Annotated in this window: 11 protein-coding genes; 2 read left to right on the top strand and 9 right to left on the bottom strand. The window is 68.6% G+C overall.

The features are described from left to right. Positions 1 to 60: 60 nt before the first annotated feature. The 9 genes from AC1C2T_RS17540 to hrpA form a co-directional block, all read right to left on the bottom strand. The gene (locus tag AC1C2T_RS17540; RefSeq protein ID WP_495362775.1) at positions 61 to 1,263 is read right to left on the bottom strand and encodes a cation:proton antiporter; all 1,203 of its coding nucleotides are present in this window, start codon (positions 1,261 to 1,263) and stop codon (positions 61 to 63) included. Between the two features lie 10 nt (positions 1,264 to 1,273). Continuing rightward, positions 1,274 to 1,768, bottom strand: a complete 495-nt coding sequence (locus tag AC1C2T_RS17535) for a cation:proton antiporter regulatory subunit (RefSeq protein ID WP_495362774.1) — start codon at positions 1,766 to 1,768, stop codon at positions 1,274 to 1,276. Between the two features lie 44 nt (positions 1,769 to 1,812). Further along, positions 1,813 to 2,691 (bottom strand): metal-dependent hydrolase, encoded by an 879-nt coding sequence (locus tag AC1C2T_RS17530; RefSeq protein WP_495386142.1) that lies wholly within the window; start codon positions 2,689 to 2,691, stop codon positions 1,813 to 1,815. Positions 2,692 to 2,699: 8 nt separating this feature from the next. Continuing rightward, complete coding sequence (locus tag AC1C2T_RS17525; RefSeq protein ID WP_495362772.1) at positions 2,700 to 2,876, bottom strand: hypothetical protein; 177 nt, start codon at positions 2,874 to 2,876, stop codon at positions 2,700 to 2,702. Between the two features lie 75 nt (positions 2,877 to 2,951). Next, the gene (locus tag AC1C2T_RS17520; RefSeq protein ID WP_495386141.1) at positions 2,952 to 4,130 is read right to left on the bottom strand and encodes an acyl-CoA dehydrogenase family protein; all 1,179 of its coding nucleotides are present in this window, start codon (positions 4,128 to 4,130) and stop codon (positions 2,952 to 2,954) included. Positions 4,131 to 4,139: 9 nt separating this feature from the next. Further along, positions 4,140 to 5,111, bottom strand: coding sequence for a DUF4349 domain-containing protein (locus AC1C2T_RS17515; RefSeq protein ID WP_495386140.1), 972 nt, complete (start codon positions 5,109 to 5,111; stop codon positions 4,140 to 4,142). Between the two features lie 232 nt (positions 5,112 to 5,343). Beyond that, positions 5,344 to 6,177: an aldo/keto reductase gene (locus tag AC1C2T_RS17510; RefSeq protein ID WP_495386139.1), complete on the bottom strand. Its 834-nt coding sequence runs from the start codon at positions 6,175 to 6,177 to the stop codon at positions 5,344 to 5,346. A 23-nt stretch (positions 6,178 to 6,200) separates the two neighbouring features. Next, positions 6,201 to 7,409: an MFS transporter gene (locus tag AC1C2T_RS17505; RefSeq protein ID WP_495386138.1), complete on the bottom strand. Its 1,209-nt coding sequence runs from the start codon at positions 7,407 to 7,409 to the stop codon at positions 6,201 to 6,203. A 125-nt stretch (positions 7,410 to 7,534) separates the two neighbouring features. Beyond that, on the bottom strand, positions 7,535 to 11,671 hold the full coding sequence (gene hrpA / locus AC1C2T_RS17500; RefSeq protein WP_495386137.1) for an ATP-dependent RNA helicase HrpA: 4,137 nt from the start codon (positions 11,669 to 11,671) through the stop codon (positions 7,535 to 7,537). A gap of 20 nt (positions 11,672 to 11,691) precedes the next feature. On the opposite strand from hrpA, the gene AC1C2T_RS17495 reads away from it, so the two are divergent. Next, complete coding sequence (locus AC1C2T_RS17495; RefSeq protein ID WP_495386136.1) at positions 11,692 to 11,853, top strand: hypothetical protein; 162 nt, start codon at positions 11,692 to 11,694, stop codon at positions 11,851 to 11,853. A 56-nt stretch (positions 11,854 to 11,909) separates the two neighbouring features. After that, positions 11,910 to 12,740, top strand: a complete 831-nt coding sequence (locus tag AC1C2T_RS17490) for an aldo/keto reductase (RefSeq protein ID WP_495386135.1) — start codon at positions 11,910 to 11,912, stop codon at positions 12,738 to 12,740. Positions 12,741 to 13,167 lie beyond the last annotated feature (427 nt).

Below are 13,167 nucleotides of genomic sequence, written 5' to 3'. Positions count from 1 at the left end.
GCCTGTCGAAACCGGCCCTACCGCCCGCTCGAGGGCTCGACCCGCAGCCCGCTTCGGCACTCACACGGGAGGTGGCGCGGCGCTTGACGCCGCTGACGGCCGCCGTTTGCGCACGGCTGCCCTGAACCACGTCGCCTCGGGCAGCCTCGCGAGGAACGTGCCAGCGATGATCGTGATGAGCACATAGCCGGTGGCGAGCGGCGCGAGCTCCGGCGCCACCCCTGCGCCGACCGCGAGCCCTGCGATGACGATCGAGAACTCGCCCCGGGGTGCGAGGGTGAGCCCGGCGCGCCACTGGCCGAGCGTGCCGACTCCGGCGCGTCGGGCCGCATACGCGCCCGTGATGAGCTTCGTGATGATCGTCACGAGCGCGAGAGCCAGGGCTGCGGGCAGCATCGACAGCAGCGCGGACGAATCGGTCGTGAGACCGAAGAAGACGAAGAAGATGGCGGCGAACAGATCGCGGAGTGGCGTGAGCACCTGGCTCGCGTTGGCCGCGACTCGGCCCGAGAGCGCGATGCCCACGAGGAACGCGCCGACCGCGGCGGACACGCTGACCTCGGCGGCCAGGCCGGCGACGAGCATCGTGAGCCCCAACACGCCGAGCAGCAACGGCTCGTGCTGGTCGGCCGGGAACAGGCGCGACACGATGTGCCCGTGGCGTAGCGCGATGTAGAGGAGCAGAGCGACGACTCCGACGGCGATCGCGACCGCGATGGATCCCTGCAAGAGGCTCACTCCCACGACCAGCGCCGAGAGCACCGGCAGGTAGAACGCCATCGCGAGGTCCTCGATGACGAGCACCGCGAGGATCGACGGGGTCTCGCGGTTCGAGAGACGCCCGAGGTCGCGGAGGAGCTTGGCGATGACCCCCGATGACGACACCCAGGTCACGCCCGCCATGGCGACGGCGGCGACCGGCCCCCACCCGAGGAGCAGCGCGAGCACGGCGCCCGGTGTGGCGTTCAGCGCTGCATCGAGGAGGCCGGCGGTGCGCGCCGACTTCAGGCTCCCGAACAGCTCGGAAGCGGTGTACTCGAGACCGAGCAGTGCAAGCAGAAGGATGACGCCGATCTCAGCGCCGGTCTCGAAGAACTCGGAGCTCGCGTCGAGTCGGATCAGTCCGCCATTGCCGAAGGCGAGGCCGACGACCAGGTAGAACGGGACCGGCGAGATGCCGAGCGCGTTGGCAAGGCGACCGAGCAGACTCATGCCGAGAAGCAGCGCGCCGACTTCGATGAGGAGCAGCGTGGTCTCGTGCATACGCCGGGCCTCAGTCGGGGCCGTTGGCGAGCAGGCGGGCTACTCCGTCGAGTCCTTCACGAGTTCCGACGACGACGACGACGTCACCCGCGCGCAGCATCTCTGCCGGCGTGGGTGAGGGGATGATCGTGCCGTCGCGAACGATGGCCACGATCGAGGCGTGCGTGCGAGTGCGGGCCTTCGTCGCACCGAGCGTGCGGTTCAGGTACGGCGAGTCGGTCGGCAGCGCGATCTGCTCGGTGTAGAGCCCCGCGGTCTCATCGCTGAGGCTCGTGAGGCGGCTGAGCATGACCGATGCGCCGAGCACGTCGGCGAGCGCAGCGGCCTCGTCGTCGTTCAGCGGTATCGAGTACCGGCATGCGTCGGGGTCGTCTTCGTCGAAGAGTCCGAGGTCGCGCTCACCGTCACGATGAGACACGACACTGACCCGACGTCCACCTTCGGTGACGAGGTCGTGACGAATGCCGATCCCGGGCAGGTCGACTTTTTCGATGCGAATACCCACGTCGCAATCGTAACCCCGCGCGAGGGTGACGCGGCCCGCCGCGCTCAGCCGCGCGATTCGGCGTGCGTGCGCATGGTCAGCACGGGGGTGCCGTCGTCGTCGCCGGCCTCGAGCTCGACCGTCACCGTGCCCAGCTCGGCGAGCGATTCGGCGTGCGTGCCGCCGCACGGAATGCGGGCATCGCCGCCCGGAAGCCCGGCCACCCAGAACCGGCGGTCGGTGAGACCATCGCCCTCGCGTTCGACGCGCACCGCGACGCCGGCGTCGGCCCAGTCCGCGATGGCGGCGGTGACGGATGCCGCGAGCTCGCCGAGCCCGTCGGCCGCGAGCGCCCCGGTGTCGAACCCGGCGCGGCGCAGCGACTTGTTCAGCCGGTAGACGTCGACTGAGCCGTCGGGCAGGATGCGGCTCGAGGTGATCGCGATGCCGTCGAAGTCGGGATTGCCGAGTGCGTCTTCGCGGGCGGGCTTCGACCAGTGCCCTGCGAGCGCGCGGTTCAACGCGAGGGAGGCAGCGTGGCAGGCGGTGTGTCCGATCGAGAGGGCGCGTCGCGTCGCGGCATCCGCTCGCACCGTCACCGCATCACCCTCGCCGATCGCGGCATCGTCGCGTACGAGGTGCGCGACGAGGAACACCCAGCCCTCAGTGCCCTTGCGCACGGGGATGTCGGTGCCGAGGAAGAGAGCACTGCCGTCGGTCGCGGCGAGAACGGCGTCGACGATCGGGAACTCGGTGCCGCCCGCGAGAATCGCGCCCGTGTCGGCCGGCTGGTCAGGCCAAGCCGCGTCGACGGGATGGAAGCTCGTCGTCTCGGTGATGACGGCGAGGAGTCCGTCACCGGCGGTCTCCACATGGAGCACCAACGACTCGGCCTCGAGGGCGCCGTCGGCGTACGTGATGCGGGTATCGCGCGAGGGAAGCAACTCGAGGCTCAGACGCCGTCGCTGCGACCGAGCACGTGGAACGGGATCCCGATCGCGAGTGACACGCTCACGATGCCTCCGAAGAACAGCGGCGCCTGGAATTCGGTCGCGACGGGCGCCGTGCCCATGAGCCACAGGCCGAAGATGAAGAGTCCCATCGAGATGAGAAAGGCGACGACGTTCACAGCGACCTCCAGAATTCCGGTGGCGGTCCGAACCGCCCGGCCAAGTCTATCGTTCGGGCGGCGCGCCCGACGGGGTCACGATTCGAGCGGGCCGAGCCATGCGTTCGCGACGGTCGAGTGGGCGGATTCGTCGTCGGAGGGGTGGAAGATGCCCGCGAGCACGTCGCGGTAGAGGCGGCCGAGCTCAGAGCCCGCGAAGTACGTCGATCCTCCCGACACCCGCACGGCTTGGTCGACGACGTGCTTGGCGGTCTCGGTCGCGCGCACCTTGACCCCGACGAGCTTCGCGAACCAGAAGCCGCCGTGGTCGACGAGTCCGTCGAGATCGCGCGCGATCGCGAGGAGCTGGGGCTCGATCGCCTCTTGCGCGAGCGCCGCGTCGGCGATGCGCCACCGGATGTCTGGATCTTGCGAGAGCGGCTTGCCGTCGTTCTTCATCGAGGTGCGCCGGTGCGCCGCCGCGACGGCGAGTTGCAGCGCGCGATCGCCGATGCCGACGTAGACCGAGGCGAGCAGCAGTTCGAAGTTCGCGAAGATGCCGAAGATGAGCGGATCGGCGTTCGGTCCGGGGTCGAGCCGGCGCACGATGCGGTCGGCTGCCGCGAACGCGCCATCGAGCACGGTGGTGCGGCTCTGGCTCGCTCGCATGCCCATCGTGTCCCAGTCGTCGAGGATGCGCACGTCGGGGTCTTCGCGGTCGATGAAGCCGTAGACGATCTTCGGCGCGTCAGCCGAGGTCGTATCGAGGCCCATCGTGCCGAGCTTGGTCCATGCCGGTGAGAGCGACGTGAAGATCTTGCGGCCGGTGTACCGGTAGCCGCCGCCCTCCTGCGGGTCTGCGTCGGTGCGCGATCCGAAGAGCATGAGGTCGTTACCGGCCTCGCTGATGCCGAAGCCGAAGATCTCGCCCGCGCCCGCCTCGCGGAGCACGAAGTCGAGCGAGTCGTCGCCGCGGTCGCGGAGCACTTTCGCGACGCCCGTCCACACGAGGTGCATGTTCACTGCGAGGGCGGTCGCCGGTGCCGCGCCCGCGAGTCGCATCTGTCCGCGAACGGCGTCGGCGAAGCCCCAGCCGAGCCCGCCGAGCTCGACAGGCACAAGTGCGGTCAGATAGCCCGCCTCACGGAGTTCGGCGAGATCCTCGTCGAAGAACGCGTTCTCACGGTCGTAGCCGGCCGCGCGTTCGCGGAAGCCTTCAAGCAGATCGTCGTGCAGCAGGGTCTCGGGTCTCGGGGTCTCCGGCGTGGCGCTCACGCCGCCAGACTACGCCTCAGGGGTGGTGCCCGACCGGGGCGGCGTGGCCGAGACGGCGGACCCGTCGACGACCGCTTCAGGCTCGACGGATGCCGCGGCATCCGCTCGCCCGTTGCGCCGGCCGCGTGTCGAGGCCACGACGATCGCCACGACGATCGCGGCGATGACGAGCGCCGTGACGAGCCAGGGTAGGAGCACGCCGAACGCGACGCCGATCCACGATGCGAACGCGACGAGTGCGCCCCACCCGGCGACGAAGCCGCTCCAGAAATCGCCGGGCGCCGCATCGGGAGCCACATCCTCGGTGATGAGCTCGAGGGTGATCGTCGAGTAGTCGACCTGGTCGACGAGCCAGTCGCGTTGTTGGGTGAGGCTGTCGAGTTCGGCCTGCCGGGTCGTGAGCTCGGACTCGATCTCGATGAGGTCGGTGATCGAGGTGGCAGTGCCGAGGAGCTCGCGTAGCCGATCGACCGACGCCGTGAGCGCGTCGATTCGCGCGTCGAGGTCTTGGCGCTGCTGCGTGACATCCGAGGCGTTCATCGACACGGAGTTCACGGAGCCGAGCTCGCGGAGCTTCGCCACCACGCCGTCGAGTTCGTCGGAGGGCACCCGCATCGTGAGCGATGCGCTCGGCGGCTGGGTGTCGGTGGCGGGCGTCTCGGTGCGGCTGTCGACCCGCCCGCCCGACTGCTCGGCGATGCCGGCGGCGTCTTCGGCCGTCGCGATGGGGTCGTCGACGGTGACCGAGATCCATCCGGTCGTGATGACGCTGCGCTCGGCCTCGGCCTTGAGCGTGGGGCCGTCGGCCGCGGCGTCGCCGCCCTCGAACGACTGGGGCGCGTCGGGAACCGGCGCGAGTTCGCCCGTCGAGACGCCGTGATCGGCGCTCTGGCTGCTGGTGCCGGTGGCGCTGCATCCGGTGAGAAGGAGGGCCGTGAGCGCTGCCGCTGCTGCCGCTGTCGGTGCGAGTCGTCGTCTCATGCGCTCACTGTATTCCGCGGCCGGAACCCGATGTCTGGAAGCCCACTGGGAGTCGGATCACGATCGAATTGCGCTTCGCTGTGAATGATCGGGCGGCCACAACGTTCGGCGCGGTTCGCCCGTTCAGTCGCTCCCTGAGCTCGTGAAAAGCTCCCTGAGCTTGTGAAAAGCCCCCTGAGCCTGTCGAAGGGGCGCAACGAGACCCGGCGTCGCCTCGGGCTCAACGACCGACTCAGTCGTCGTCGGGGTCGCGCCCGATGCGTTCGCCCGTCTCCAGCGTGGCGATCGCAGCGAGATCGTCGGCGTCGAGCTCGAAGCCGAACACGTCGAGGTTCTCGCGGATGCGCTCGGGCGATGACGCCTTCGGGATCACGAGGTTGCCGAGCTGCACATGCCAACGCAGCACGATCTGCGCGGGCGTGCGACCGTGCTTGGCCGCGAGGTCGTCGAGCAGGGGAGTGCCGAGCACCCGCCCGCGTGCGAGCGGCGACCACGCCTCGGTGCGGATGCCGCGCGCAGCATCGAACTCTCGCAGCGCCGTCTGCGGCAGCCACGGGTGCAGTTCGACCTGATTGACGACTGGGGTCTCACCGGTCTCCTCGACGAGCCGCTCGATGTGGTGCGTGTGGAAGTTGGAGACTCCGATCGAGTTCACCCGTCCCTCATCGCGCAACCGGATGAGCGCACGCCACGTGTCGACGTAGAGGTCGGTCGAAGGCACCGGCCAGTGGATGAGCAGGAGATCGAGCTGTTCGAGCGCGAGACGCTGCATCGAGTCGTCGAACGCGCGCAACGCCCGATCGAACCCGTTGTCGTCCTTCCACACCTTCGTCGTGACGAAGAGCTCATCGCGAGGCAGACTCGATGCGCGCACCGCCTCACCGACTTCGCGCTCGTTGCCGTAGAAGGCGGCCGTGTCGAGATGCCGGTAGCCCGCATCGATCGCGTCGAGGCAGAGGCGTGCGGCATCCGTCGGCGAAACCTTGTACAGGCCGTAGCCGAGTTGCGGGATGCTCGCACCGTCGGCGAGCGGCACGCGCGGTGCGGGAGGGAGTGGTTGCGGCATCTGGAGCGCCTCTCTGAATCGGTCTAGCTGGGTTGCAGTGGAACGGGCTCGGTGTCGGGAATCGGGCTCGCATCGCGGTTCCTGAGGTCGGGGTGCCATCGCCGACCGAGAACCGGCACGATGAACCCGAGCAGCGCGAGCGCCGCGGCTGCCCAGAATGCGCCCTGCGCGCCGTAGCCGTCGATGAGGAATCCGGCGAGGGCCGAGCCGAGGGCGGCGCCGATGAGCTGGCCGGTGCCGACCCAGCCGTAGGCTTCGGCGGTGTCGGAGAACTTCACGCTCGCCGAGACGATCGCGAAGAGCACGGCGAGCGCGGGCGCGATGCCGATGCCCGCGATGAAGAGGGTGGCGGAGAGCCACCAGAAGTCCATGAGCCCGGCTGCGAGCGACATGCCCGCGAACACGATGAACATGCGGCGCGCGGTCGACCAGGGGCCGATCGGCACGTGCCCGAGGAAGAGGCCGCCCGCGAGCGAGCCCAGCGCGAAGATCGCGAGCACGATGCCCGCTTCGGCGCCGTCGTGACCGAACACGGCGACGACGCCGGCCTCGACCGCCGCGGTCGCTCCGATCAGGAGGAAGCCGACGATCGTCGCGAGCAGCACGGCCGGCCGGCCGAGCACGACGCCGAATCGCCGCTTCGAACGCGGGATGCGGACGCGCCCGAGTTCGGGAGAGGAGATGAACCAGATGCCGCCGATCACCATGAGCACGGCGGCGAGGAGGATCGCCCAGACCGTGCCGACCTGCGTCGCGACGAAGGTCGTGACGACGGGCCCGACGACCCAGATGATCTCTTGTGCCGACGCGTCGAGTGAGAACAACGGGGTGAGCTGACGGGAGTTCACCATCTTCGGGTAGATCGTGCGCACGGCCGGCTGCACCGGCGGTGTCGCGATGCCGGCGACGAAGCCGACCGCCATGTAGAGGGGCACCGTGAGCGGCAGCACGCCGATCGCGACGACGGCCGCGACGCAGACGATGAGGGTTGTGATGAGCACGGGTCGCATGCCGAGTCGTCCCATGAGCCGGCTCGTCAGCGGACCGGCGATCGCCTGGCCGATCGAGGCGGCCGCGAGCACGAGGCCGGCGTAACCGTACGAGCCCGTCTGCTGTTCGACGTGCAGCAGGAACGCGAGCGAGAGCATTCCCGACGGGAATCGTGCCGTCAGCTGGGCGGCGATGATGCGAGCGACGCCCGAGGTCTTCAGTAGATCGGAGTAGCTTCCCACGGTGCGATCACTCTATCGAGGCGGATGCCGCGGAGGCACCTGCCTCGGAGGAGAATCGCGTCGCTCGCGAACGCCGCGGCGGCGAGTTCGATTGCCGCGTTCGGGTCCGTGCTCCGCGAGCGGGATCAGCCCGCGAGCAGCTTCGTGATGCGTTGCAGCGAGACGCTCTCGGCAGCGCGCAACTCTTGCGCGAAGAGGCTGATGCGCAGCTCCTCGATCAGCCAGCGCGCGCGAACGAGGTTCGCCGGGGCGTCCGGGGAGAGCGGGATCGTGCCACCGGCGTCGGCGAACCGTGCGAGCGCCGTCTGCACTTCGTTCATCCACACCCGGTCGCGCCCCGGGTTGTCGACGAGCTTGCCGACCCGCATCGTGACGCCCTCGAGGTAGCGCGGCACATGCCGCAGCCGCTCGAGCCCCGTGCGTGCGACGAAGCCGGGGAACACGAGCCCGGCGAGTTGCTCCTTCGCATCGCTGAGGGCGGGCAGCAGCGCCATGCTGGTCGCCGACTTCACCGCTTTCTCGGCAGTGCGGAGCGCGCCGAGGGTGCCGGCGACGAGTCCGACCGTCTCGAACATCGTGTCCATGACGACGCCCGAGACGCGGTCGCGCACGGTGTCGAACTCCACTTTCGTGAAGAGCATGCCGTCTTCCTTGACGCGGTAGAGCACGTCGTTGACGCAGGCGACGAGGCAGTCGGCGAACAGGGCGGCCGTGCTCGGGTACGGGCTCGTGGCGAGGATGAGCTTCTCGTTGCCCGTGAGGTGCTGTTGCACGTAGTTCACCGGTGAAGGGGTCGCGAGCATGAGCAGGCGACGGATGCCGCCGGGCATCGCCCGCGCCTGCTCCTCGGGGGTTGCGAGCAGCCTGATGTTCACGACCGCGCCGTCATCGATGAGGGCGGGGTAGGCGCGCACCCGATTGCCGCCGACGGTCGTGTCGACGAAACGGGGCAACTCGGCGAAGTCCCAGCTCGTGAGGCCGCTGCGCTCGATGCCGGCGCCGGGCGCCTCGCCCGTTGCCGCGATCGTGCCCGGCGTGACTCCGCCGGTGCCGTCGACGGGCTTCGGCCCGCGGGGCCCGCGCTCGCCGCGGGAGGGATTCGCGAACGTGTCGGCGATCGCGTCTCGTGTGTTCTCTGCGAGCTGGGCCTGGAGCGCGCGAAGGTCCTTGCCGACGGCGAGCTGCTTGCCTCGGCCGTCGACGACGCGGAACGACATCCGCAGGTGCGGCGGGATGCGGTCCATCGCGAAGTCGGCGGCGGTCACCGGCGTGTGGGTGAGGCGTTTGATGACGGCGGCGACCTCGTCGGCGAACGACATGCCCGCCGGGGCATCCGTCTCGCCCAACTCGGCGACGATCTTCGCAGCCCAGTCGGCAGCGGGCACGACGTTTCGGCGGATCATCTTCGGCAGCGCCTTGATCATCGCGGTGACGAGCTCGGTGCGGAGCCCCGGCACCTGCCGGTCGAAGCCCTCCGGCCGCAGCCGGGCGAGCAGCACGAGCGGCACCTGCACGGTCACGCCGTCGTCGGATGCCCCGGGCTCGAAGCGGTAGCGCAGCGTGAGCGTCTGGTCGTCTTGCCGCCAGGTCGGCGGGAACGCAGCTTCGTCGATCGCCGGCGCGTCATCGGGAGCGAGCGTCTCGGCGGTCATCGTCAGCAGTTCGGGCGACTCCGGCTTCGTCGCTCGCCACCACGTCTCGAACAGACGCGTCGACGTGACGTCGGCGGGGATGCGCGAGTCGTAGAAGTCGAAGACGGCCTCGTCGTCGAAGAGGATGTCGCGGCGGCGGCTGCGCTCCTCGACTGCTTCGAGCTCCGCGCGGAGTTTGCGGTTCTGCCGGTCGAAGTCGAAGAGCCGGTCGCGGCGGATGTCGTTCGGCCAGTCGCCGTCGACGAGCGCGTGCCGGATGAAGAGCTCGCGGGCGTACGCCTGGTCGATGCGCGCGAGCTGGATGCGCCGGCGCGGCACGATCGGCACACCGTAGAGCGTGACCTTCTCGTAGGCGACCGCGGATCCCTGCCGCTTCTCCCAGTGCGGCTCGCTGTGGCTGCGCTTCACGAGCGAACCCGCGAGCGGTTCGGCCCACGCGGGGTCGATCGCCGCGTTCATGCGGGCGAAGAGTCTGCTGGTCTCGACGAGCTCGGCGCTCATGATCGCGTCGGGCTGCTTCTTCGCGAGCGCCGAACCCGGGAAGATCAGGAACCGCGACTGCCGGGCGCCGAGGTATTCGCCCCTGAGCTTCCGGCCAGCGGATGTCGCTCCGCCTCGTGTCGCCGGCTGCTGGGTGCTCGCCGCGGCATCCTTCAGCCCGATGTGGCTGAGCAGGCCCGCGAGCAGCGACTTGTGGATGAGATCGGCTGTGCTCCCTGAGCCCTTTATGCGCCCTGAGCCCGTTGTGCTCCCTGAGCCCGTTGTGCTCCCTGAGCCTGTCGAAGGGTCGTCGATCGTGAGCCCGAGGGGCTTCGCCATCTGCCGCAGCTGCCGATAGACGTCGTTCCACTCGCGCACGCGCAGGTAGTTCAGGAAGTCGTTCTTGCACATGCGCCGGAACGCGCTCGAGCCGAGCTCGCGCTGCTGCGTCTCGAGGTGATTCCAGAGGTTCAGCAGCGTGATGAAGTCGCTCGTCGGGTCGACGAACCGGGCATGGCGCTCATCGGCCTGCTGGCGCCGTTCGAGCGGTCGCTCCCGCGGGTCTTGAATCGTGAGACCCGCGACGATCGCGAGCACCTCACGGCTCACGCCGTGCTGCTTCGACTCGACGACCATGCGACCGAAACGTGGTTCGATCGGCAGTTTCGCGAGTGCGCGACCGACCTTCGTCAGCCGCGGCCCGGCTCCCGATGCGGTCGATCCGCGCCCTGACCCGGTCGATCCGCTCCCTGAGCTTGTCGAAGGGGCGACCGCTCCCAGCTCGCGCAACAGCTCGACGCCGTCTTTGACGCCGCGAGAGTCGGGTGGTGTCAGGAACGGGAACGCTTCGATGTCGCCGAGACCGAGGGAGATCATCTGCAGGATGACGGCGGCGAGGTTGGTGCGCAGCACTTCGGGTTCGGTGAACTCCGGGCGCCTCGTGAAGTCGTCTTCGGAGTAGAGCCGGATCGCGATGCCGTCGCTCGTGCGCCCCGAGCGGCCCGCTCGCTGGTTCGCCGAGGCTTGGGAGATCGCCTCGATCGGCAGCCGCTGCACCTTCGAGCGCACCGAGTAGCGGCTGATGCGGGCGGTTCCGGCGTCGATGACGTACTTGATGCCGGGCACGGTGAGGCTCGTCTCGGCGACGTTCGTCGCAAGCACGACGCGTCGGCGCACACCGGCGACCGTCGAGGGCTGGAAGACGCGGTGCTGGTCGGCCGATGACAGGCGGCCGTAGAGCGGCAGCACTTCGGTGACGGATGCCCCGCCGCCGGCGTAGTGGCCGCGAACCGCCTCTTCGGCGTCGCGGATCTCGTTCTCACCCGACAGGAACACGAGCACGTCGCCACGCGACTCCCTGTCGAGTTCGTCGAGCGCCTCGATGATGCCTTGCAGGTAGTCCTTGTCGTCGGCCTTCCCGCTGATCGAGCCGGTCGAAGCCCCGCTGCTGGTTGAGCCTGCCCGTTTGCTGGTTGAGCTTGTCGAAACCACCGGGTCGTCGTCCGGATCGTCCGACCCGGCATCTTCAGCGACGAGCGGCCGGTACCGGATCTCGACCGGATACGTGCGCCCGGACACTTCGATGATCGGGGCGGGCTCGCCCGAAGCATCCGCGAAATGCTTCGCGAAGCTCGCGGGGTCGATCGTCGCGCTCGTGACGATGACCTTGAGGTCGGGTCGCTTCGGCAGCAGCTGTTTGAGGTAGCCGAGCAGGAAGTCGATGTTGAGGCTGCGCTCGTGCGCCTCGTCGATGATGATCGTGTCGTATCGGCGCAGCATCCGGTCGTGGTGCATCTCGTTCAGCAGGATGCCGTCGGTCATCAGCTTGATGCGGGTCGATGCCGTCGCCTTGTCGGTGAATCGCACCTGGTAGCCGACGAGCCCGCCGACCTCTTCGCCGAGCTCCTCGGCGATGCGCTCGGCGATCGTGCGTGCGGCGAGCCGTCGCGGCTGGGTGTGGCCGATGGCCTCGCGGCCGAGCTCGAGGCAGATCTTCGGCAGCTGCGTCGTCTTGCCCGAGCCGGTCGCGCCGGCGACGATGACGACCTGGTTCTCGCGGATGGCGCGCGCGATCTCCTCACGCTGCCGGGAGACGGGCAGCTCGGCGGGGTAGGTGATCGCAGCAAGCACAGCCCTCCATCGTATGCGGCGTGAGCGAGGTCGTGGTCGAATTCACCGGTGCGCCCGGTCGCTGGCGGGTGCAGGGCACCGAGGTCGTCGGCTGGCCGGTCGCACTGCGCGCGGGGGAGCGGCTCGCCACGAGGCATCCACTGCTCGCTGCGCCCGCCACCGACGAAGACGCTGCGGCGTGATTCGCGGGCAGCGAACCGGTCTGTCGCATGCTTCGGATGGCGTGGTGGGATGGAGCATGACTTCTATTCCCCGCATCCAGCTCAACGATGGCCACTCGATTCCCCAGCTCGGCTTCGGTGTCTTCAAGGTCGACCCGAAGGAGACCGAGCGCATCGTGACGGATGCGCTTGAGGTCGGCTACCGCCACATCGACACCGCCCGCATCTACGGCAACGAGGCGGGAGTCGGCGCCGCGCTCGCCGATTCCGGCATCCCGCGTGAAGAGCTCTTCATCACGACCAAGTTGTGGAACGACGACCAGGGCACACAATCGGTGCTCGACGCGTTCGACGCGAGCCTTGAGCGGCTCGGCCTCGACTACCTCGATCTGTATCTGATCCACTGGCCGGCACCGGCGAACGACCGGTACGTCGATACCTGGAAGACGTTCGAGCAGCTCCGCGCGAGCGGCCGGGTGCGTTCGATCGGCGTCTCGAACTTCCTCGTTCCGCATCTCGAGCGGCTGCTCGCCGAGACCGACGTCGTGCCTGCGGTGGACCAGATCGAACTGCACCCCGCGCACCAGCAGCCGGCGACCACCGCGTTCGCCGAGGCGCACGGCATCGCGATCGAGGCGTGGGGGCCGCTCGGCCAGGGCAAGTACCCGTTGTTCGAGCTGCCGGAGGTGGCCGACGCTGCTGCCGCGCACGGGAAGAGTCCTGCGCAGGTCGTGATCCGATGGCACATCCAGCGCGGCCACATCGTCTTCCCGAAGTCGAATCGGCGCGAGCGCATGGCGGAGAACTTCGACGTCTTCGACTTCGAGCTGAGCGAGGCCGAGGTGCAGGCGATCACCGCGCTCGAGCGCGAGGGCCGGGTGGGCTCGCACCCTGACGACGTTAACTGAGCGGATGCCTCGGATCCCCGCGTTTCGGCGCGACACGCCCGGGATGTACACCGGATTTGCCGGGGTGCGGGGATCCGCGTAAATTCTTACTTATCGCCACGGCGGTGCGGGAAGCGGCTGAGAGATCAGGGCTTCCCGGCCGAGACGGCGAGATTCTTAGCCAAATAGCCTCGAAGTCGCATTGCGACTCGGTGATTTCAAGCCTAAGATGAAACCCCCACTTCAGAACGAACATGGCTCTCGAGTCGTGTTCTTGTTGTGAGAGCAACAGCCGTGTGAATCCGAGTGATCGGGTCCGGCGATTGAAGTGGTACGGTAGATAGGTTGCCCTGAGGGCAGGCCATGTGGCTGAAACTCGGGTGCGTCCGTTCCTTGAGAACTCAACAGCGTGCACTATGTTCAATGCCAATTTTTGAACCCCATCCGG

The sequence above is a fragment of the Agromyces sp. Y558 genome, assembly GCF_059445415.1.
The sequence above is the reverse complement of the archived record's forward strand: the minus strand, read 5'-3'. Positions and strand labels throughout refer to the sequence as shown.